Below are 18,485 nucleotides of genomic sequence, written 5' to 3' on the forward strand. Positions count from 1 at the left end.
AGGTCTACTTCAAGGTGCTCAAAAGCGGCTGCTGCATCATTGCCATGCGCGAGATCATCAAGCCGCAGTTGCAACTCGGTGAACAGGACATCGGCGCGATCGTGATCGATGCGCGCTCGTGCGATGACATCCCGCGCCCGCTGCGCGGCCTGCAGCACATTGACAGCACGCCGGCGCTGCGCGAGCAGGTCTTCGCCATCCTCGCCGAGGTGTTGCCGCAACGCGGCGATGGCGCGTCCTCTCGCAGGGTATCGCGGCTTACCGAAGCATCGAAGCAACGGCTTCGACCCGCTGGTATGCTGCCTCCTCGGGGGCTTGGTGGCGAGCGAAGAGCTGTTTCCGGGGGGAATGATGGCGTTGTTGCGGAAGCTGTCGAACGAAGGGTACCAGCCGCAGCCCGGTTACTATGCCGAGGGCGATGCGCATTACTCGATCAACTAGCGCGTTCTGGCGACGCTGGTGGGGCTCATCGCCTTCGCGCTGCCGACGGTGATGCTTTGGGCGCCGCGGCAGTTCGCGATCTGTTTTCGCGATTCGATCAGCCATTTCTACTACGAACCCTTTCTCGTGGATGCCGCACGCGCCCGGATTACCCTGGACTCGAGCCTGCCGAGCGAGTCCCTGTCGAAGGAAGTCGATGCCGCAACGCTGAGCGTCGTCGGCTTTCCGGCCTTTGCGGTTGAGGATGCTCAGCGGGTGGACGCGACCGTCGACGCGATCGCCGGCAAGCTCGAAGGCCGCTACGGTTGCAAGCGGTTTCTGCGCGACGGCCATCAGACGGTCATCGAGGACCATGAGCGGCTCCACTATGAGCCCGAGGAGCTGCTGCAGTTAGAGCACATCGAATGCGAATGGCCGCTGTTCTTCACCTACTTGCTGCTCCATAAGCTGAGACCGACGTGTCGAAACGAGCCCGTTGCGATGAGCCTCGATGAGCCTCGATGAGTCACTGATCCTTTTTGCGACCTTGGGGTTGCTCGCCGCGCTCCCGAGCACCAGCGTTGTGCTGGTGGTCACGCGCTCGGCAACGGCGGGTTTGCGCCACGGCCTCGCCGTCGTGCTCGGTATCGTCCTCGGCGATCTACTCTTCGTTGCGATCGCGCTGCTTGGATTGACGGTACTCGCCGACGCTCTGGGCGGTCTCTTTCTGCTCGTCAAATTGCTCGGCGGCCTGTACCTGGTCTGGCTTGGGGGCACGATGCTGTTCTCGCGCTCAACGCGGCGCCGGGCAAGCGCCAACGGTGGTTCCGCCTCCGGCCTGCTTGGAAGCGTCGTTGCCGGCCTGTTGCTGACGGTGGGCGACCTCAAAGCGATCCTCTTCTATGCCAGCCTGTTCCCGCTCTTCGTCGATCTCGAGGCCCTCGGCATCGCGGATCTGCTGCTGATCATTCTCATCACCGCACTGAGCGTGGGCGGCGTCAAACTCGGCTATGCGGTCGCGGCGAGCAAGGTCACCGGCCTCGTGCGGAGTGCGCGGCTCGGGCGCGCGGCTCACCGTGGCGCTGGTCTCCTGTTGCTCGGCGCCGGCGGCTATCTGATCACGTCTGCGCCGAGCTGATGCGGATCGCCCCGCGCTGGACGCCTCCACTGCTAGCATAGTTGTCGCCTCCCCTTGGGGAGTTTTGTGTGAGCATGGGGCGTTCGTGGAGCCGAGGGCAATGACCTCGGCGCGCTTCACGCGGGACGCGAGGGGATTCGCGAGCACCCGCCCGATGAACGCCGGATAGTCCTCGGCGTCACGCTTGCTCAGGGTCTCGACCGCATCGGCCACCTCCGCCGGAATCCCTGCCTCGATCAGGCGGGAGCGGTCCCAGTCGCCGTCCTCGATCACATCGTGCAGCAACGCAACCGCCCGTTCCTCGTCGGACTGCATCGCATCCATCACCCGCAGCGGATGCAGGATGTAGGGCCGCCCGGCCTTGTCCTGCTGCCCGGCATGCGTGGCCGGTGCGATCTGCAGGGCGGTTTCGATCAGATGCATTGGTGCCTTCTGAGCCGAGCCCCTCTTGGCCGGGACTGGGATGCGTGCTTGGAAACCGTCCATCAACGTGTTCCCGATTTGAGGGTCACTGCTGGGCGATGATCGGGAAGTAGAAAATGGACAGCCACTTGGCCTGACGCCGCCAGTGCGTTGATCAAGCGAGGGTGCCGCTGACGGTACTGCTCACTGCGACGCGCATCACGGCAACTGTTGCCGCGACGGATGCACACTATTGGTCGGCAGCGCAATCTGGCGCTGCTGCAGTAAGGACCGCTTCGATGCCGTCATGGACGTCACCGCTTTCACTCCGCTGATCCAAGCCCTCCTGGCCCCGCTCCTGGCGGTGGTCCCGCTCGCGCTCATCCTCTGGCTGCTCAGACGTGCGGCCCCGGCCTGGCGCGGCAAGCTCGGCGAGGCCACCGTCGCCCGCGTGCTCAAGCGCTCGGCCACCGAGGTTCTTAACGACGTGATCCTGCCGGATGGCCGCGGCGGTCTGACCCAGATCGACCATCTGGCCCTGACGCCCGCGGGCATCGTCGTGGTGGAGACCAAGAACTACCGCGGCCTGATCCTTGGTCAGCAGAGCGAACCGCGCTGGACGCAGGTCATCGGGCGCCAGCGCCATGCGTTTCAGAATCCACTGCGCCAGAATTATGCCCATACCGAAGCGGTCTGCGGACTGCTGCGGGATGTGCCCGTCATCGGCTACGTCGTCTTCCTCGACGGTGCCCGTTTCCCGAAGGGACGACCGCCAGGCGTGCTCGATCTCGATGGGCTCCGCAGCGCCATGCGCTCGCACGCGGCCGGTCGCGTGCCGATGCCAGTGCGCCAGGGTTGGGACGTCCTCGTGGGCGCGGTACGCCGGGACCGCTCGGCCCGAAAGGCGCATCTGGCTGGCCTTCGCCAGCGCCACGGTCGGAGCACACATCGAAACGCGCGGTTAGGCACCATAGAATCGCGCTCACCGGATCTTCTTGGGCTCGGGCTTCACGGCGGCGTTCTGGTCGTTGTTCTGTTCATCGGTCTGACGGCCGTGCTCGGCATGCGGGAGACCGGCGACCCCCAGCACATGCTGGGCGACCCCGCCGCGAACCAGCGGCCCGCCGATCCGCGTCCCATGACCGGCGGCGCCGGATCGGAGCGCTTGCCGTCCCGCGCCGAACAACGTCCGCCCGCGGAATCCGACCCACCGGCGCTGACCTGGTCGAATCAATCAGGCGAGCAGCTGCAACGCGAGGCCTGCAACCTCGCCCGGGCCGAGGTGCTGATCGCCAATACTGCAGCCAATCGTGCCGCGCGTGATGCGGTCTGCAAGCGGGCGGCCGTCCACACCACCCAGGACGCATCGATTCGCTAACGCGAGTCGCGCCCGGACGGAGGAGGGCAGGCGCAACCACCAGTGGTCCCCGCGCCTTGACGAATTCACGAATCGACGGCCGGCCTGACCGCGGAGCGCTGATCACGATGATGTCGATCCGAACCTTCACCGTGACGACGCTATTGCTCGTCGTGGTGCTGCTGCCGAGCCGCGCTCCTGCGCATCCTTCCAGTGGACATGCCATCGTCTACCGCGCACCGCTCGGCTGCGCAGCCTTTGCACGCATCCAAGCCGCCCGTTATCCGGATGCATTGCGTCTGTTCGACGACTGGCATTCGGTGGAAGACTTCGCGCAGGCCGAACGCGCGCTGCATGGGTTGGACTGGCGCCGCCGCGCCCACTATGCGCGGCTGGTCGCCCAACAAGCATTCGCACAGCTAAGGGGCCGATCTCCAACGATCGAAGACTGCGATGACGCCCTCAGCCGCTGGACACAGCGGCTGCAGAGCTATTCTGCGGTGATGCGCGAGGCGGTCGGGCAGAACTGCCATCCGCTGTTCGAGCAGGCCGGTCGTTGGGCGCGCCAGCATCGGGCACCGATTCCGGGGCGGTGAGGGCGTCCAAGAGTGCGATCGGCTCGAACTGCAGTATGAGGTTGATGACGTATCGCTCCAATTCACAGTCGGGATCACGGGCAGACCGCCGGCCTGCCAGTAGCGCCCGAGCCAGCGCGCGCGGTAGGTGTTCCAGATTTGACCGGCGAGTGGCCAGTCGGGATAGAGGCTGAAGTCCGGGGTGAGCGTGGCGAAGTAGCCGGCGACATGGCGCGCGCCGATGTCGAGCCGGGTCCAGGTGGACTCGAAACGGTAGTCGTCGAGGTAGAAGTGGCAGCGGTCGCGGGTCGGGTCGAGGCGATCGAGGCGGGAGCGGTACGGGAGCAGGCGGAGGTTGGGCGGCAGGTCGAAGGTCTGCGGGAGCAGGCTGGGGATGCCGTGCGGGCTGTCGCTCGGCCAGACGTGGCGCTCGCAGTGCAGCGCGTCGTAGCCGCCGGGGTGGGCGGACCAGTTGGCCGAGCTGCGGGTCATCCGCCCTTGGGCTTGCTGTCGTTGCCGCGTCCGCCGCTGGGGTGCTGGGTGTGCTGCATGCAGCGATTCTGCGGTGATCTGCTCGTGCCGCCAGTGTAGCAGCAGCCTTCCTGCCGAGCAGCACCAAAGCGATGAGCGGCGCGCTCGCGCTCGTGTGAGGGGTGGATAAGGCGCAGGCGAGGGTGAGATGAGGCGGGCTCGCCGTCAGCAGGCGTGGTGGGCGGGTGGCGTCGGTGCGAGCGAAGCGCGGATGAATCGCCCGCGTTGCTCGGTCTTACCGGACGGAGAGCTGTGCAATCGGATAGCTTTGCCCTGGGGTGCGAGTTATGCGCGGCAAGTAGGCCGCGCACTGCTTAATCCCTTCTTACTGGCAATGTTGTTGTACAAGCGGAATAAATTCGGACAGGAAACATCCCTGTGTTCTCCATAGTTCGTCGTCGTAGTTGACAACAACGTTAATATCCCTGACCGCTGTGTCGGAATTGCTTGGGAAGTCTGACTGCATCATTTTTGCAGGGGTCGCTTTTTGCGCTATTAACTCGACAACCACTTTTTGGTGTTGGTCATTGAGATCATTGGCAGCACTGCTTGCGGCGAAATCTTCTTTCTCCAGCTTGTTTTGTATGAAATGAGTGTTCGCTAAATTAAACTTTGCTTCTTTCATTGCCATCGTCTTTTCCTCATCGACTTGAGTTGTCACGCAATTAGCCACGGAGCGAGGCATGAAAAATTCGTCGTATGATCAAAAAGAGTCGCATGATCACAGAGACAAGCCAGTACACGTACATACTCTCGCGGTCCATCTAGCGTCAACTGTAATAAGTTGATGCAGGCTCAGATGCGATTTGAAACGTTTTCTATACCAAGTGGAGGTACTTGGTCTCTGCCGACAACGGCTGAGGTAAGCCGACCCCAGCGACGCACCGCGTTTGAGATTAGCTAACGATACTGGCCGCGCGGGGTCGGTTGGAGCGCCGTGTTAGGCCATTTCATGGCGTTTAATAGTTACTTCGATCATAATTAGAGTTAGTCGTGCAGCGCAAAAAGGCATCGTAGTATGCTGTTAAATTGGTATTTTTTTCATAGAGTACACGAGCAATTTCGTCATCCTCAACGCAATCCTTGTCCCAAAATCTATTCATTTCGCCAGACCGAAGATACTTCATGTGATCATCATTAACTTCATTTAAATGAAGATGGCTGCGCCCAAAGTATAAAGCAGAAACAAGAGCTATTCGATCATCTTCATTAAACTTTTCGATAAATCTCTGAGCAGACTTTTCTGACCAAAATGGTATATGTGGCCGTATCTCATTAATTAGATCGTCTATGTGCATAGGATATTCTCCGTGTATTGAGTTTTCTAATACCTGTGCGCAATTAAGCCTAAAAGGTTGTTTCAGGCGACCAGAAAAGTAGGCCGCCGCTTTTCGGAATCGCTTGAAGCCGACCGGTTTATGGCGAGGCAACACTCTGCGGATTCACACCTCCGATTTGAGCTGGTTCTGGTCCATTTACAATTTTACTTACAGCCGACTGACTGACATCATAGTGCGAAGCAAGTTGAGACTGGTTGTATCTACCAGCATGATAAAGGTGATAGATCTCTCGACGACATTGCTCGGGTAGATTTCTTCCAAAACTCAGATTGGCCATGCGTATCATTTCATTGAGAGTATCATAATGGTGCCGCAAAACTTTACTTGTTTGATTCAGCGTAAATAACAAATTCGCGTACTCCTGCCTCTCCTCTTCTTTTTCCATGTTTTGACCAATAGAAGTTGCTTGCCGATGCAGATTCTGGAGATGCCACTCCGTTTCTGAAATAACCTGTTGTATCCTAGCTATTTCGTGACGCTGGATTTGCTGCTGCTGATACTGAACATGTTCAACTGGAGCATGGTGATTATCGAACATACGCCCTCTGGAATATCCTGGAATATAACTGAGACACGACTATATTCCAGGATATTCTGGTGTGCAAGACAAATCTTCTCCAACGCTTGACTAGCCGCAGGGGGCGCCGGGCCAACGCGCGCTGTGGCGTCAGCTCTAGCGGTGAAGGCTGCACCTCTGTGGCCGCGACGAGCCCGCCCAGAGACATTGCGCTGTCCCAGCGCAATGCTGGCGGTTGGGTGAGGAACGGCTTCTACTGCCTCTCAACCAACGATGACGCTAGCGACGTGTCGGCGCCGGACCTGCGGGCGGGCTGGGACGGCACGCGCGCTGGGCCGAGCGTCCGGCGCGAGCGGGGTTGTCTGGCAGCTGCGGATCAGCATGCGCCGCGGCCTTTCGGGCAGCACCGACGTTAGCGAAGTGCTGACGCCAGACCGGGCGCCGGGACCGGAACGGTACCCGGGGCCAGGGCTGAGCGTTCAGCGCGAGCGCGACCGAGCGAAGCGATGTGCCGGGGCCGGCGCTGCTGGGGCGCTGCGACAGCGACCGAGCGGCGACGAGACCCGGCGCAAGCGAGCGGTTGGCTCGGGCCGATCAACCGGCACCATCAACTCCGCGCTGGCCGCTGGGTCAGCGGTCCACAGCAGCGAGGCATGGAGCCGAGCCCGGCGCCGCCTGCCGGGAGCAGGCCGCGCCGGTCCAGCGAAGCTGCCCGCGGGTAGGAGGCCGGCGGCTCTTCTGGCTGGGAGCCAGCCCGCCGGGAGCGGGCTTGCCGAGGCGGCAGCCGCCGCCGAGCGAGCGACCGGAGCGGGAGTTCTTGCAACCCCCTGAAACGGCGTTGCAAGAACGGGAGCGGAGGGAGGGAGTGAGTGAGGTGCGGCTGCGGCCGAGCGTCTTCGCCACGGAGGGCAGGCCCGCTCAAGCGAGCCGGGCATGGATGCCGGGCGTTCTTCGGCAGGGAGCCGGCGAGGCAGGAGCCGAGCTTTGCGGAGCGCCGACGAGCGTCAGCGATGGCGGGGCGCAGCTCCCAAGGAAGGACAGTGCGGGGCCTGGTGCCTGCCGGGAGCAAGCTGGTTGCCAGGGACTCGGCACCCCGTCGCAGGCGCAATGACGATCTCGATCCTCGCTCGCGGCAGCATGGAGCAGCCGGCATCGGCGCGGCTTGTTTGGTGTCGTGCGTGCCGCCGCGCTGCCCTCGTCATCATCAAGGCTCAAGGCAAAGCGACTCAGCGCGGGCGGTGCGGGCTGAGACAGCAGTGCAGCAGCAGGATGAGCAGCAGCAGGGCGACCGAGGATCAACGGCGGAGCAGCAGGAGCAGGCACAACAGGATGGGTCTCGAGGGCCAGAGCAGGAGCAGCAGGACGGCGGTCGAGCGTCAGCAGTGCAGCAGGGCTGGCGTCAAGCAGCGACAGAGCAGCAGCAGGACGGACGTCGAGGTCGATCGGTCTGCGGCCGAGCGACGGCACGCGGCTTGCTACCGCCGGGAGCGGCAAGCAAGGCGCGAGACGGAGCGGGCAGCGAACGCGGGCGTCGACTGCAGTCGGCGGGGACAGCGATACAAGCGCAAGCCGGGACAGCGACGCCGCGATCCCGGGCGGCCCCGGTGGAGCGCGCGACCGGGGCGGATCACTGGGGCAAACCGTCCGTGAGCCGATCAGGTCTGCCGCGAAAAAAGTCTCCGGCTGTTCACTCGCGCACCGATCTGACTGGAAGGTGACGAAACCGTAACAATGGCAAGGGCTCAGCGCTCGCAGCGGTGCGGCTGTGCACAGGGTTATCCACAGGCGGCGTGGATAAATGGGACTTGACAGCGAGCACCATCGGCCCGTTCTCAGCCGGGCCGTCGTGCTCGGGGCTGATCGCTAACCCATTGATTCGGCGTCCGCCATCGAACATTGATCCAGTCAATCCAAGCGCGCCCAAGCGATTGCATGCGCGACGCATCGGGGCGGTTGGCGCCGAGCGATCACCTGAATTGTCCACAATCCGTGTGAACGGCTTGAATGGATGGAAGGTCGCTGGCCGGATGGCGGCGGTGCGCCGCTCAGGCGGCGAGCTCGACGAGGTGCTGCTCCTTGAATTGGGCGCGGTGCTCGGCATTGGACGGATCGAACCCATTGGCGGCCATCTTCTCGATCAGCCAATTCGGCATCCGGCCGCGGGTGCAGGTGTTCTCCGGGTTGTCCGGGTCGGCATAGCGGGTGTAGCGGGCATTGGCCTCATTGGCGGCAACCCGCTGCCGGCGGCGCTTGTGTCCGCTCGAGCGGCCCTGCAGCAGCTGGGCAATCTCCTCGACATCGTGGCCGCGCTCGGTGATCAGCGCCGTGATCTCGGCGGCAAACTCGCTCTTTTCCGCCTCGTGGCGTTGTTTGAGGGCGTCCTCGAGGGCGGCCTGCTCGGCGCTGAGCGCGGCGAGCTGGGCTTTCAATTCATCGGCGCTGAGGTGGTGCATTTCGTCCATTCGTGTCTCCGTCAGGGTGATCGATTTGGGGGTTGTGACCAGCTGCGGAGTCATTCACGCCGCTGGATTGCATGAATGATTGGACAATGGAGACGGAAATGCAAGCGATGGGCTCTTATTCCATCGGCTAGGGATGGACGATTTTCAAGCCATTGAATCAGGAATCACGAAGCACGAATCAGGAAGACCGGTGGTCACCGGCCCTCCTGATGGCACGCTGTGGGCGACGGGGTGGGGTCAGAATGAGAGATCGGGATTGCCCTGGGCGGCGCCATAGATGACCGGGCGCTCACCGTGGTGCTGCGGCGGTCCGTCGAAGCGGACATTGAACAGGTCGGTGTTGCCATCGGCAATGCCGTGGTAACGGTCGATCTGACTGCCGACGCCGGGCTGCAGGGCACGGATGCCGAAGCCGTCCTCATGATCGGCCGGCTGGCTGGAGAGGTCGGGATGACCGCTGCTGAGGCCCTGGTAGACATCGCCGGCCGTGGCGCCGGCAGTGGCCAGGCTGAGGACAGTGGCGGTCAGGGTGGTGGTCAGGGTCTTCATGGGCTGTGCTCCGGGGTGGGGAGGTTGGGGGTGTGGAAGCGCCGACCGTTGCCGGGGCTTGCCAGAGCTACAGCAGCCCCTGTGCCAACTGTGGCGAGCCTCGTTGAAGTGTTTTCAAAACAGCAACTTAGCGAGCCGTTGCCGGCGCTGCTCAGACCAACCCTCGGTCCTGCTGAGCGCGGAGCGTAACGGAACGTTCATCGATTGCTCGATGCGTTTGAACGGATCGTGGTGTTCGGGCGCGATGGCGCGGGGCGCTCGGGCCGTGGCGCCGGCTCGCGCCGGGTCTAGCGCGCGCGTGTCTGCCGCAGGACGGCGGTGACGACGCCGATCAGCCGCACGGCCGCGGCTGGAACGCGCAGCGGCCGCAGCGCGGCATGGGCGGGCTGCAGGCGCACCGTGGCGCCTTCGTGGTAGAGGCGCTTGAGGGTGGCAGCCTCATTGTCGATCAGGGCGACGACGATCTCGCCGTTGGCGGCGCTGGCTTGCGGGGCGATCAGGATCAGGTCGCCGTCCTCGATCTGATCCTCGGTCATCGAGTCGCCGCGCACCCGCAGCGCGAACTGCGCGCGCTCGGCCAGGCGCTCAGGCACCTGCATCCAGTCGATAGGAGCGGGGCGTCTGGCCTGCCCAGCGCTTGAACGCCCTGGTGAAGCCGCTTTGATCGGCGAACCCCGTCAGGAAGGCGACTTCGGCAAGACTGTAGTCCGTTTCAGCGAGCAACCGTTGGGCCAGATCCATTCGCGCCCTATCGACCAGAGTCTGAAACGAATGACCCTGCTCAGAGAGCCGCCTCTGCAGCGTGCGAGCACTCATCGCGAGCTCCGAGGCGACGGACGACACCGTGGGTACCCCTTCACTGAGTACAGTCGCAACGGCGCGCCGCACCCGACACTCGAGGTGACGCTCTTGTGTCAGCGACGCCAGTTGCTGCTCGAGATGGCGATCAAAGAATCCAGCGATCGTCTCGTCACCGAGTCGATTTGGCGCATCGAGACTCGCGTCACTGACCAAGAGGGCATCGCGCCCGGATTCAAAGTGAACCGGACAGCCGAAATGTGCTTCATACACCGAGATATCGCCTCTCGGTGCATGCCTGAAATAGACCGCCAGAGGCACGAAGGCACTTGTGCTCACCTCTCTGCTGATCGTGTCGACGGCCGACAGGCTCGCTTCGTTCGACAGCAGCATGCCTACCCGGCCATCGCCCGCCTTTTCAAGGTTAAAGAACACACCGTCGGCGGTGCTCTCAAGCGAATAGGTCTCTGCGGCGCCAAGCACATGGCCATACCGCTCTGATCTCGCGAAGGAACCACGCAGCGTCGGCGCCGATTTCCAGGCGAGACCAAAGGCGCCGTACTCGTCGCTGCGCATGGCCGCACCGATACGGAGCGGAAGCGCGAGACCATTGGGATCGCGGTCGGCCAATGCGGCAAAGAAGTCGTAATACGCAGCCGACGACACCATGCGGGCCGGATCGATCGGACCCTCCGGGTCAAGGCCAAGCTGTTTGACAAGGTCCGCGGTGTCAACGCCGGGGCTCGCCTGGCCGACGACCTTATAGACATAAAGCGAGGTGAGCTGGCTCATTCGACAACCCGGACAACGTAGACCACAGGTGAGTCCTGGCGCACTTGGCCAAAACCTTGGCAGCACCGGCAAAGAACGAAACCCGCTGGCGCAAGATCATGTGCTCGCACGTTCACCAACCTCTGGGAGCAACCCCATGACCACGCAAACCAGCACCGCCAACAGCAATGACCTCGTCCTGGTCCTGGGCGCCACCGGCAAAACAGGTCGCCGTATCGTCTCTTCACTGAAGACCCTGGGTGTCTCCGTGCGGCTGGGCTCGCGATCGGCCTCACCCTCCTTTGACTGGAACAACGCCGCGAACTGGGATGAATGCCTCCAGGGCTTGACCAAGGTCTACATCAATTATGCACCCGATCTGGCGATGCCTGGCGCGACCGACGCGATCAGCGAACTGGTCCGCCGGGCACGATCGGCTGATGTGAAGCACCTGGTGCTGCTATCGGGTCGCGGCGAAGCGGAAGCCCAGGCCTGCGAGGCGATGATCCAGAACAGTGGCATCGACTGGACCATCGTTCGTGCGAGCTGGTTCAACCAGAACTTCTCGGAAGGGGCGTTTATCGACATGGTGCAGGCCGGGCAGATCACCCTGCCTGAGGTGTCAACGCCGGAGCCCTTTGTTGATGTCGGTGACATTGCAGACGTCGCGGTCGTTGCTTTGACCCAGCCAGGTCACGCCGGCGAACTCTATGAAGTGACAGGGCCACGCTTGCTGACCCTGGCCGGGGTCGCGGACGAACTCTCGAAGGCGACCGGGCGGACGATCCAGTACAGGCCGGTACCGCACGATGCGTTTGTACAGGGCGTCGCCGATTCCGGTGCACCCCAGGATGTGCTGTGGATGCTCGACTATCTGTTCGCGACCGTGCTGGACGGGCGCAATGCCTATCTGACAGACGGGGTGCAGCGTGCCCTCGGGCGGCAGCCGAAGGACTTTGCGGACTTCGCTAGAGCGATTGCTGCAACCGAGACCTGGAAGGCCGCAGCGTAATGACGGAGCGTGCATCATGAGTTTACTGGAACTTGTCTTGATCCTGGCGACGTTATTCTGTGCGCTCACGGCGGGTTTCGCCTTTGCCTTCACAACCGTGGTAATGCCCGGACTCGGAAAGCTCGGCGATCAAGCATTTATTCGAGGGTTTCAGGTGATCGACGGCGTCATCCAGGCCGGCCAGCCCGTCTTCGGCCTGGTCTGGATCGGCTCTGCTGTGGCGCTGCTGCTCTCGGCGGTGATGGGAGCCCTGCAACTTTACGGCATCGAGCGGGTTTTCCTTGTCGCCAGCGCGATCATCTACGTCGTTGGCGTCCAGGTGCCCACGTTCAGGATCAATGTACCGCTGAACAACGCGCTTCAAACGCTGGATGTCGACGCAATGGATGACGATGCACTGGCATCAGCCCGGCGCGACTTCGAAGCCCGCTGGGTCAGGTGGAACGCGATCAGAACAGTCGTCGCATCTCTGGTCACAGTGGCATTGCTGTTCGTGTTGCTGTGGCTTTAACCTGACTCGCCCGGCTCTCACGGGACGCTCGGGCATTCACTGGCGCGACGCTGCGTTTCTCGATCCTCCGATTTGCCCCCTGGGCGCGCGCTTCGTTCTTTTACGGTAAAGCAATCCTCGGGTATCGCGAACATAAACATCCTGTTTCCCGGATTGCCCAATCATCGATCGGTCGTTTGGCGATTGCGATCCTGCTCGCGCTTGACGACTCGGCGCGGCTGCTGTCGGGTGAGCTCGGTTCGACCTAGGTCTGAGCGAGTTGCTGCGCGTCAGCCGTGAAGTGCGCCTTTTCCCGCTGCTCACCCTGAACGGGGAGCCGTCGCCGCACGTCGAGCCCGTGATCGCCCAGGCGCAAGCGGCCGGCTGGAAAGCAGACATCGTTTCGGTCGACTACGCGTTTCAGCGCGGCGCGGACCGGATGCTGCGGTTGCGATCCGGCCACTGACACACGTCCTGCCGTGAGGTCCACTGCTCGGAGACCGTTCGCGGCTTCCGCCGCCGTTGCGCTACTTGCCGGGCTGTTGCTGTTCCGGCTGGCGGAGGCTGACACGCCGATCCCAGCGATCACGCTGCCGCCGCTCACCGAAACCGAGCGCGGCTGGGTGGCCGATCCCGATACCATCCCGGTGCATGCGCGGCTCGGCTTCGGTCGCGCGGTGCCGGAGGGGGCACTCGCGGCGATCCTCGATGAGCCCGCAAACTGGCGGCCGATCAGTGACGGTGGGCATCGTCTCGCGGTGCGCGTGACCTCGCCCGGCGCCGCGGGACTCCGGCTTGGGCTGCGCGTGGACGCGTTGCCCGATGGCGCGACGCTCGCTGTTGCCGGCGCGGCCGGTGCGGCGTTGGCACCGGCGGTGCTGAGCGGCGCCGAGATCAAGGCCAGCCTCGCGCGCGATGCGGCCGCGCAGCGGAACGAGGAGGCGCGCGACGACGCGCGACCGCGGCGTTGATGAAGAGCACGTCGCCGGGCTGCTTGCATTTCTTCAGCACCAGGATGCAGACCGGGATGCCGGTGGAGAAGAACAGTTGCGGAGGCAAGCCGATGACGGTGTCGATGTGGCCGTCGTTGAGGAGCTTCGTGCGGATGCGCTTTTCGACGCCGCCGCGGAAGAGCACGCCGTGGGGCAGGATGATGGCCATCGTGCCTTCGTCGCTCAGGAAGTGGAAGCCGTGCAGCAGGAAGGCGAGGTCGGCGGCGGATTTGGGCGCGAGGCCGTGGCTCTTGAAGCGGAAGTCTTCGCCGAGGGCCTCGTTGGGCTCCCAGCGGTAGCTGAAGGGCGGATTGGCGACGACCGCATCGCACTTGAGCTTCTTGGCCGGGTTCATCTCGTTGAGCAGCGGCCAGTCGTTGGTCAGGGAGTCGCCGTGGTAGATGGCGAACTCGGTGTCCTTCAGCCTGTGCAGCAGCATGTTCATGCGCGCGAGGTTGTAGGTGGTGATGTTCTTTTCCTGGCCGTAGACCATGCCGATGCCGTGCGGTCCCATCTGTTGGCGCACGTTCAGTAGCAGGGAGCCGGAGCCGCAGGCGAAGTCGAGCACGCAGCTGAGCCGGGTCTTCTTGCCGCTGGCGGGGTCTTGGCTGTCGAGCGTGACGATGCGCGAGAGGATGGTGGAGATCGGTTGCGGGGTGTAGAACTCACCGGCCTTCTTGCCGGAGCCGGCGGCGAACTGGCCGATGAGGTATTCGTAGGCGTCGCCGAGGATATCGCTGTCGGTGGAGAACTGGGCGATGCCGATCTTGGCGACGATGGTGGCGAGCTTGCGGTTGCGGTCGGCGGGGGTGCGCCCGAGCTTCTCGGAGTTGAGGTTGATTTCGGAGAACAGGCCCTGGAAGCTGCTGGCGAAGGATTGGTTCTCGATGTAGCCGAAGCCGCGCTCGAGGGTCTGCAGCAGCTCGGCGTCCTGGGTGCGGGCGCGCTCGTAGATGCTGCGCCAGAGGTAATCGGGGTGGATGACGTAGTGCACCTTGCGGCGCATCTGCTTCTCGAAGGCGAGCACGTCCTCGGCGTTGTCGGCGTACCAGACCGCGAGCGGGGCGCGGCGGTCATCGGCGGCGACGCTCGGGTAGTCGGCGCCGAGCTCTTTCTGAGCGGCGGCCTCGTAGTTGTCGGAGAGGTAGCGCAGGAACAAAACGAGAGCATGTAGTCGCGGAAGTCGTCCGCGTTCATGGCGCCGCGCAGGTCGTCGGCGATGGTCCAGAGGGTCTTGCCGAGCTGGCTGAGTTGTTCGTGTGTCATTTGTAGCTCTCTCGCCGATGGAGAATCCGGCCCACCAGGATGGTCTCGTCGACGACATCGAACAGCACGCGATAATCGCCGACGCGAAGCCGATAGGCGGGTTCGAAATGGGTCAGATCCTTGATGGCACTCTTGCGCAGCTCAATCCGCATGGGCGAGGTAGTCCTCGAATGGCACCGAGGCTTCACGGCGCGTGGCGTGGAACGCCTTCAAGTCGTCGAGATCCTCGACGGAGACGATCTCGAAGCCATCCTTCTTGAAGTGTTCGAGCCACTAGATAACCTGTTTGGCCAACTGCTCGTCTTTGATGTTGAGTGTGATGTGGTGCATGGTGATCAGCGCTAGTTGGTAAAGGTTGCGACCGGGAAGGCGTCCCGCGGGCGACGTTATCGGGTAAGTTTCGCGCTCGCGGTTTCACAACGCGACAACGGTTTGCTCACCGCATCCGACCAAGCCGTTTGCTCGCGCGCCCTGCGCTCAGGGTCCGCATACTGTTTGAGGCTGCCGCGCAAGTGCTGACCCGGCTTCGCGCCGGGGGGCGCTGCGGTTGCCGTGGTGCGGATGATGACCTCGACCTCCTGCCCCCAGAAGGCTTCAGGTAGTTGCAGGTGGAGCTCACCGTTGGTGATGTGCTCGATCTTGCGAATCGCTTCCATCGGATATGCCTCTGGTGATGGATTGAGAGACTCATCCAGGTCCTGCCGCGACTGACGTGCCGCGCCGTAGAAACGCCGCGGGTCGAAGGGCTCGGCGGCCGGCTGCTCTGGCTGTGCCGTTGCGGGCGCTTCCTGCGCGAGCTGTTGCAGGACGAGCTGCGCTACGCGAAGCTTGTCCGCGTGGGAGAGCGCGCCCACGGATGGGAGGATGTCATCGATGGTCATGAGACAGACTCCTTGAGCGCCATGGTCTGCCGACTGATGTCATCATCGGTGATCTGTTGCCGCAATTCGTCTGCCGAGACGCGCACCAGTTGACCCTCTCGAACCACGACGATGGCCGTGTCGGTCTGTATGGCGGTCTTGCGGGCCGATTGCGCGGCGCGTTGCATGGCAGCGAGCGAGGCACGCAGATCGGGGTCCTTGGCTTCGGAAATATCGCGCGGCTTCATGAGTGTTCTCCCCCGACGAAGCGGCGCCGAATCACGGCCTCGGGAATCGCATGTCCGCCCTGACGCACCCGTTCGGCGACGCGGGCGATGGCCGTTTCGGCATTGGGCAGGGCCAGAAAGAACAGGCTGATGTGATGGCCTGCTGCCCGCCATTGCTCGATTTTTTGCGCATAGATCAATCCCGATAAGGTGGTCTCGAAGGCGAAACTGTCGCTGCGGCGCACGCACTCCGCGATCTCCTCCAGCATCAATCGCCCTACCTTTATGGCCGCCGCCTCGGGCTGGAAGGGCGACAACCCGGCGGCAATCAGGTCGGCGTTGATGAAGCGCGGACACTGGGCCTCCTGAGGCAGAAAGGAGCGCGCGAAGGTCGTCTTTCCCGCTCCGTTCGGGCCGGCGATGATGATGATCTTCTTGCCCATCAGCCGCTGACGATCTCCGGGCTGGGGAACAGTTGCTGCATCAAGCCTTTCTTGTGGGCTTTCAGGGCGTTAAGTTTTTCGGCTTGGGCGGCGATGAGGGTGTCGAGGGAGGAGAGGCAGGCGGCGATTTTCTCCTGTTCCTTGAGCGTTGGTGGTAGCTGAATAGGCAAAGACGCATATTCGGTGCCGTTTATTCCGGGCTGACCGCTGCGGGTGGAAGTGAAAGCAACCCAACGCCAATACTTTCCAGTTGAGAGAAACTGAAAAAGAAGCTCTGAATTGATCTTTGACTTGTCTGGCCGTACCCGAATCAGGAATCCGGCAAAAACAAGCCTGCCATCCTCATTGCGATACTTGTATGCCTTTCCAACACTTGTGCCAGTCCTTGCCAGTACGATGTCGCCTGCATTCAAGTAATTCTCATCTGTAATCTTTTTCGCTATAGAAACCTTTTGATCTTGACGAATTTGACCATCGTCAGAAATGTCTGTTATCCGAAGGTAGGTCGGTAACTCATCACTGTATGTAACCGCCGGTGCATTTATTCCATACTCGGGCTGTCTTGAAAGATTTTGACCTAAGGTGGTTTCTTCCCACTCCCCCGCCTCCCGAAACTCAGGAAACCGCAACCGCGGCACCAGCCCTATCTTTTGCTCGCTCATGCTGATATCTGCGGGATGTCAGAGAAAGGGGGTAACCGTTCAGACCCCCCTTGGAACTCGCAGCCTATTGTTATTAAAGAAGAATAATTTCGTCTAAATTTTGAAAACAGGCAGAAAAAAGGCGTCACTCAGAGAAAATCAATGGGTTACAACTACGAGCCGCTGATACTTGAGATCGAGACGCTAGTAACTAACTGAATTTAAAGAAGTTAGGGGGGCTGAACAGTTACGAAAGGGGTTATGAATCCTGAGCGATTGCTCAATCATTTGGTCGTGCTGCATATCTTCCGAATAGAGCATCGGGCAGTCGCCTTCCAGTGCTGCAGCGACAATCAGGCTATCCCAATAACTGAAAAGATAGCCCTCGCGTAACCGAGAGGCACGCATCAAGGTATCGTAGGGTAGCGGATGGACACGATGAGGCCGGTAGATGGCCTGAATGAACTGTTGTAATCGGGCTTCGTCATAAGCGGCCTTTTTCAGGAGATTGACACTCAATTCATTGACGACATGAACGCTCAATTCCGGTCGCTTCGGGATCAGTTGGGCAGCAACGTTATTCTTACGTTGGTCTTCAGGATTTTGTCCGCGAACAAAGGCATAAAACCAGATATTCGTGTCCGCAAAGATGCGCTCAGCGCTCATGGGTCTTGTCCCGAGGCAGCGGCTGCGCGTCTGCTAGCTGCAATGGGTGACGTAGCAACCGGCCGATTTAATCCTCGTCGTCAGGCGCGGTAGGGCTTGGATATCGACCGCGTAGAAAGACGATAAAATCGAGTGCTTCGGTTTGCGCCTGCACGGGCAGTTGCCGTGATTCCTCCGTGATGCGTTCAACAAGATTCATGTTTTCACCTCTCGATTAGTGTTCGTACGCCGCCAACCCTGAAATCTCGCGCCCACCCGCCTGTTTCTTCAAGAGCGGCACCAGTTCGGCCATCAGCGCCAGTTCGGCGGCGCCGCGCGCCTTCCAGCCGAGTTCCAGCGGCGCGAACAGCTCGGTGAGCGCCTCGCCGTCGAAGATGAGCCGGTCCAGCACGCCATCGACGAAGCCCTGTAGTGCCATGGGCGCGAGCCCGTGACGCGCGGCCAGGTCGGCGAGCGCGTCCTGGGTCTTCTCGGCCTTGAAGTTCTGATAGCCGTCGCGGATGGCGTCCTCGCTCAGCCCTTGGCCGGCTTCCTGGAACTTGTTGAATTCGAGCCGGGTCTGGCGATCGAGATCCTTGCGGTCGACCACGAACAGGCATTTCTCGATCTCGGGGTTGTCCTTGAGCAGGGTGGACGCCTTGAACGAGGTCAGCGTCTTGCCGCTGCCGGTGGTGTGCCAGATGTAGCCGTTGCCGCGGTTCTGCAGGATGCAGTCGATGATGGCCTTGACGGCATAGATCTGACACGGCCGCATGATCATGAGCTTCTGCTCGGTGGCGACCAGGACCATGTGAGGTGGACCCCAATCGTTGGACCACTGGCCGGCTCTGAGAAGTAAAGTCTGGAGGCCGATTCCTCTCGGGTTTAGGGGTCCGGCATGGAGGTCCAGTGGACCGCGGCCGGGGGTTGTTGGTCAAGGGCGCTATGCGGGCGCTGCTCGTTGTAGAAGGGGATGTAACGCTGCAGGCCTTGTTCGACCTCCGCCGGGGTCTCGTAGCCGTACAGATAGAGGTGCTCGTACTTGATCG

The 18,485-nt window shown here is 62.0% G+C and carries 25 protein-coding genes and 2 pseudogenes; 10 read left to right on the forward strand and 17 right to left on the reverse strand.

Annotation, left to right across the window (positions count from 1 at the left end):
- Positions 1-44 precede the first annotated feature (44 nt).
- From CKO40_RS24480 to CKO40_RS24485, 5 genes and pseudogenes are all read left to right on the forward strand, one after another.
- Positions 45-221: pseudogene (locus tag CKO40_RS24480) on the forward strand (ISNCY family transposase); the annotation flags it as partial.
- A 238-nt stretch (positions 222-459) separates the two neighbouring features.
- Positions 460-945, forward strand: coding sequence for a glycoside hydrolase family 15 protein (locus tag CKO40_RS16350; protein ID WP_200347476.1), 486 nt, complete (start codon positions 460-462; stop codon positions 943-945).
- Complete coding sequence (locus CKO40_RS16355) at positions 932-1,558, forward strand: LysE family translocator (RefSeq protein WP_200347478.1); 627 nt, start codon at positions 932-934, stop codon at positions 1,556-1,558. The genes CKO40_RS16350 and CKO40_RS16355 overlap by 14 nt, the downstream gene beginning before the upstream one ends.
- A gap of 709 nt (positions 1,559-2,267) precedes the next feature.
- Positions 2,268-3,338, forward strand: a complete 1,071-nt coding sequence (locus CKO40_RS16360) for a nuclease-related domain-containing protein (protein WP_200347480.1) — start codon at positions 2,268-2,270, stop codon at positions 3,336-3,338.
- A gap of 110 nt (positions 3,339-3,448) precedes the next feature.
- Positions 3,449-3,913, forward strand: a complete 465-nt coding sequence (locus CKO40_RS24485) for a hypothetical protein (protein ID WP_242477118.1) — start codon at positions 3,449-3,451, stop codon at positions 3,911-3,913.
- A gap of 81 nt (positions 3,914-3,994) precedes the next feature.
- Here CKO40_RS24485 and CKO40_RS25440 read toward each other — a convergent pair.
- The 8 genes and pseudogenes from CKO40_RS25440 to CKO40_RS16400 all read right to left on the reverse strand — a co-directional run.
- A pseudogene (locus tag CKO40_RS25440) lies at positions 3,995-4,384 on the reverse strand (DUF4417 domain-containing protein); the annotation flags it as partial.
- 364 nt (positions 4,385-4,748) lie between these two features.
- The gene (locus CKO40_RS16370) at positions 4,749-5,054 is read right to left on the reverse strand and encodes a hypothetical protein (protein WP_200347484.1); all 306 of its coding nucleotides are present in this window, start codon (positions 5,052-5,054) and stop codon (positions 4,749-4,751) included.
- Positions 5,055-5,382: 328 nt separating this feature from the next.
- Entirely contained in the window at positions 5,383-5,721 is a 339-nt protein-coding gene (locus tag CKO40_RS16375; protein WP_200347486.1) for a hypothetical protein, read from the reverse strand.
- A gap of 118 nt (positions 5,722-5,839) precedes the next feature.
- A complete protein-coding gene (locus CKO40_RS16380; protein ID WP_200347488.1) occupies positions 5,840-6,301 on the reverse strand; it encodes a hypothetical protein in 462 nt (153 codons plus the stop codon).
- A 2,024-nt stretch (positions 6,302-8,325) separates the two neighbouring features.
- Entirely contained in the window at positions 8,326-8,742 is a 417-nt protein-coding gene (locus CKO40_RS16385; protein ID WP_200347490.1) for an H-NS histone family protein, read from the reverse strand.
- Between the two features lie 237 nt (positions 8,743-8,979).
- Positions 8,980-9,291, reverse strand: a complete 312-nt coding sequence (locus CKO40_RS16390) for a hypothetical protein (RefSeq protein WP_200347492.1) — start codon at positions 9,289-9,291, stop codon at positions 8,980-8,982.
- A gap of 287 nt (positions 9,292-9,578) precedes the next feature.
- A complete protein-coding gene (locus tag CKO40_RS16395; RefSeq protein ID WP_200347494.1) occupies positions 9,579-9,884 on the reverse strand; it encodes a S24 family peptidase in 306 nt (101 codons plus the stop codon).
- Complete coding sequence (locus CKO40_RS16400) at positions 9,877-10,881, reverse strand: AraC family transcriptional regulator (RefSeq protein WP_200347496.1); 1,005 nt, start codon at positions 10,879-10,881, stop codon at positions 9,877-9,879. The genes CKO40_RS16395 and CKO40_RS16400 overlap by 8 nt, the downstream gene beginning before the upstream one ends.
- Between CKO40_RS16400 and CKO40_RS16405 the strand changes: the two genes are divergently transcribed.
- From CKO40_RS16405 to CKO40_RS16420, 4 genes are all read left to right on the forward strand, one after another.
- The gene (locus tag CKO40_RS16405; RefSeq protein WP_200347498.1) at positions 10,868-11,872 is read left to right on the forward strand and encodes an NmrA family NAD(P)-binding protein; all 1,005 of its coding nucleotides are present in this window, start codon (positions 10,868-10,870) and stop codon (positions 11,870-11,872) included. The two genes, CKO40_RS16400 and CKO40_RS16405, sit on opposite strands and share 14 nt — an antisense overlap.
- A gap of 16 nt (positions 11,873-11,888) precedes the next feature.
- Positions 11,889-12,383, forward strand: coding sequence for an anthrone oxygenase family protein (locus tag CKO40_RS16410; RefSeq protein WP_200347499.1), 495 nt, complete (start codon positions 11,889-11,891; stop codon positions 12,381-12,383).
- Between the two features lie 259 nt (positions 12,384-12,642).
- Positions 12,643-12,828: a hypothetical protein gene (locus tag CKO40_RS16415; RefSeq protein WP_200347500.1), complete on the forward strand. Its 186-nt coding sequence runs from the start codon at positions 12,643-12,645 to the stop codon at positions 12,826-12,828.
- A gap of 13 nt (positions 12,829-12,841) precedes the next feature.
- A complete protein-coding gene (locus CKO40_RS16420; protein ID WP_200347501.1) occupies positions 12,842-13,333 on the forward strand; it encodes a hypothetical protein in 492 nt (163 codons plus the stop codon).
- On the opposite strand, the gene CKO40_RS16425 is transcribed toward CKO40_RS16420, so the two are convergent.
- Positions 13,257-14,513 (reverse strand): type I restriction-modification system subunit M, encoded by a 1,257-nt coding sequence (locus tag CKO40_RS16425; protein WP_242477121.1) that lies wholly within the window; start codon positions 14,511-14,513, stop codon positions 13,257-13,259. The genes CKO40_RS16420 and CKO40_RS16425 overlap by 77 nt on opposite strands.
- Positions 14,514-14,616: 103 nt before the next feature.
- Complete coding sequence (locus CKO40_RS16430; RefSeq protein ID WP_200347502.1) at positions 14,617-14,772, reverse strand: type II toxin-antitoxin system RelE family toxin; 156 nt, start codon at positions 14,770-14,772, stop codon at positions 14,617-14,619.
- On the opposite strand from CKO40_RS16430, the gene CKO40_RS16435 reads away from it, so the two are divergent.
- Positions 14,771-14,965 carry a hypothetical protein gene (locus CKO40_RS16435; protein WP_200347503.1) on the forward strand — a complete coding sequence of 65 codons (195 nt, stop codon included), beginning with the start codon at positions 14,771-14,773 and terminating at the stop codon, positions 14,963-14,965. The genes CKO40_RS16430 and CKO40_RS16435 overlap by 2 nt on opposite strands.
- A 41-nt stretch (positions 14,966-15,006) precedes the next feature.
- Here CKO40_RS16435 and CKO40_RS16440 read toward each other — a convergent pair whose 3' ends face one another.
- The 7 genes from CKO40_RS16440 to CKO40_RS25455 all read right to left on the reverse strand — a co-directional run bounded on the left by CKO40_RS16440 (position 15,007) and on the right by CKO40_RS25455 (position 18,483).
- Entirely contained in the window at positions 15,007-15,501 is a 495-nt protein-coding gene (locus CKO40_RS16440; protein WP_200347504.1) for a hypothetical protein, read from the reverse strand.
- A complete protein-coding gene (locus CKO40_RS16445) occupies positions 15,498-15,728 on the reverse strand; it encodes a hypothetical protein (RefSeq protein WP_200347506.1) in 231 nt (76 codons plus the stop codon). The genes CKO40_RS16440 and CKO40_RS16445 overlap by 4 nt, the downstream gene beginning before the upstream one ends.
- Positions 15,725-16,150 carry an ATPase gene (locus CKO40_RS16450; RefSeq protein ID WP_200347507.1) on the reverse strand — a complete coding sequence of 142 codons (426 nt, stop codon included), beginning with the start codon at positions 16,148-16,150 and terminating at the stop codon, positions 15,725-15,727. Before CKO40_RS16450 ends, CKO40_RS16445 begins: the two co-directional genes overlap by 4 nt.
- Positions 16,150-16,812 (reverse strand): restriction endonuclease subunit S, encoded by a 663-nt coding sequence (locus tag CKO40_RS16455; RefSeq protein ID WP_200347508.1) that lies wholly within the window; start codon positions 16,810-16,812, stop codon positions 16,150-16,152. Before CKO40_RS16455 ends, CKO40_RS16450 begins: the two co-directional genes overlap by 1 nt.
- 183 nt (positions 16,813-16,995) lie before the next feature.
- Positions 16,996-17,457: a PIN domain-containing protein gene (locus tag CKO40_RS16460; protein ID WP_200347509.1), complete on the reverse strand. Its 462-nt coding sequence runs from the start codon at positions 17,455-17,457 to the stop codon at positions 16,996-16,998.
- Positions 17,458-17,671: 214 nt separating this feature from the next.
- Positions 17,672-18,247 (reverse strand): type I restriction endonuclease subunit R, EcoR124 family, encoded by a 576-nt coding sequence (locus tag CKO40_RS25615; protein WP_242477122.1) that lies wholly within the window; start codon positions 18,245-18,247, stop codon positions 17,672-17,674.
- Between the two features lie 74 nt (positions 18,248-18,321).
- Complete coding sequence (locus CKO40_RS25455; protein ID WP_420827391.1) at positions 18,322-18,483, reverse strand: integrase core domain-containing protein; 162 nt, start codon at positions 18,481-18,483, stop codon at positions 18,322-18,324.
- Positions 18,484-18,485 lie beyond the last annotated feature (2 nt).

Origin of the sequence: Halochromatium glycolicum (assembly GCF_016584085.1) — a bacterium.
Taxonomy (GTDB): domain Bacteria; phylum Pseudomonadota; class Gammaproteobacteria; order Chromatiales; family Chromatiaceae; genus Lamprobacter; species Lamprobacter glycolicus.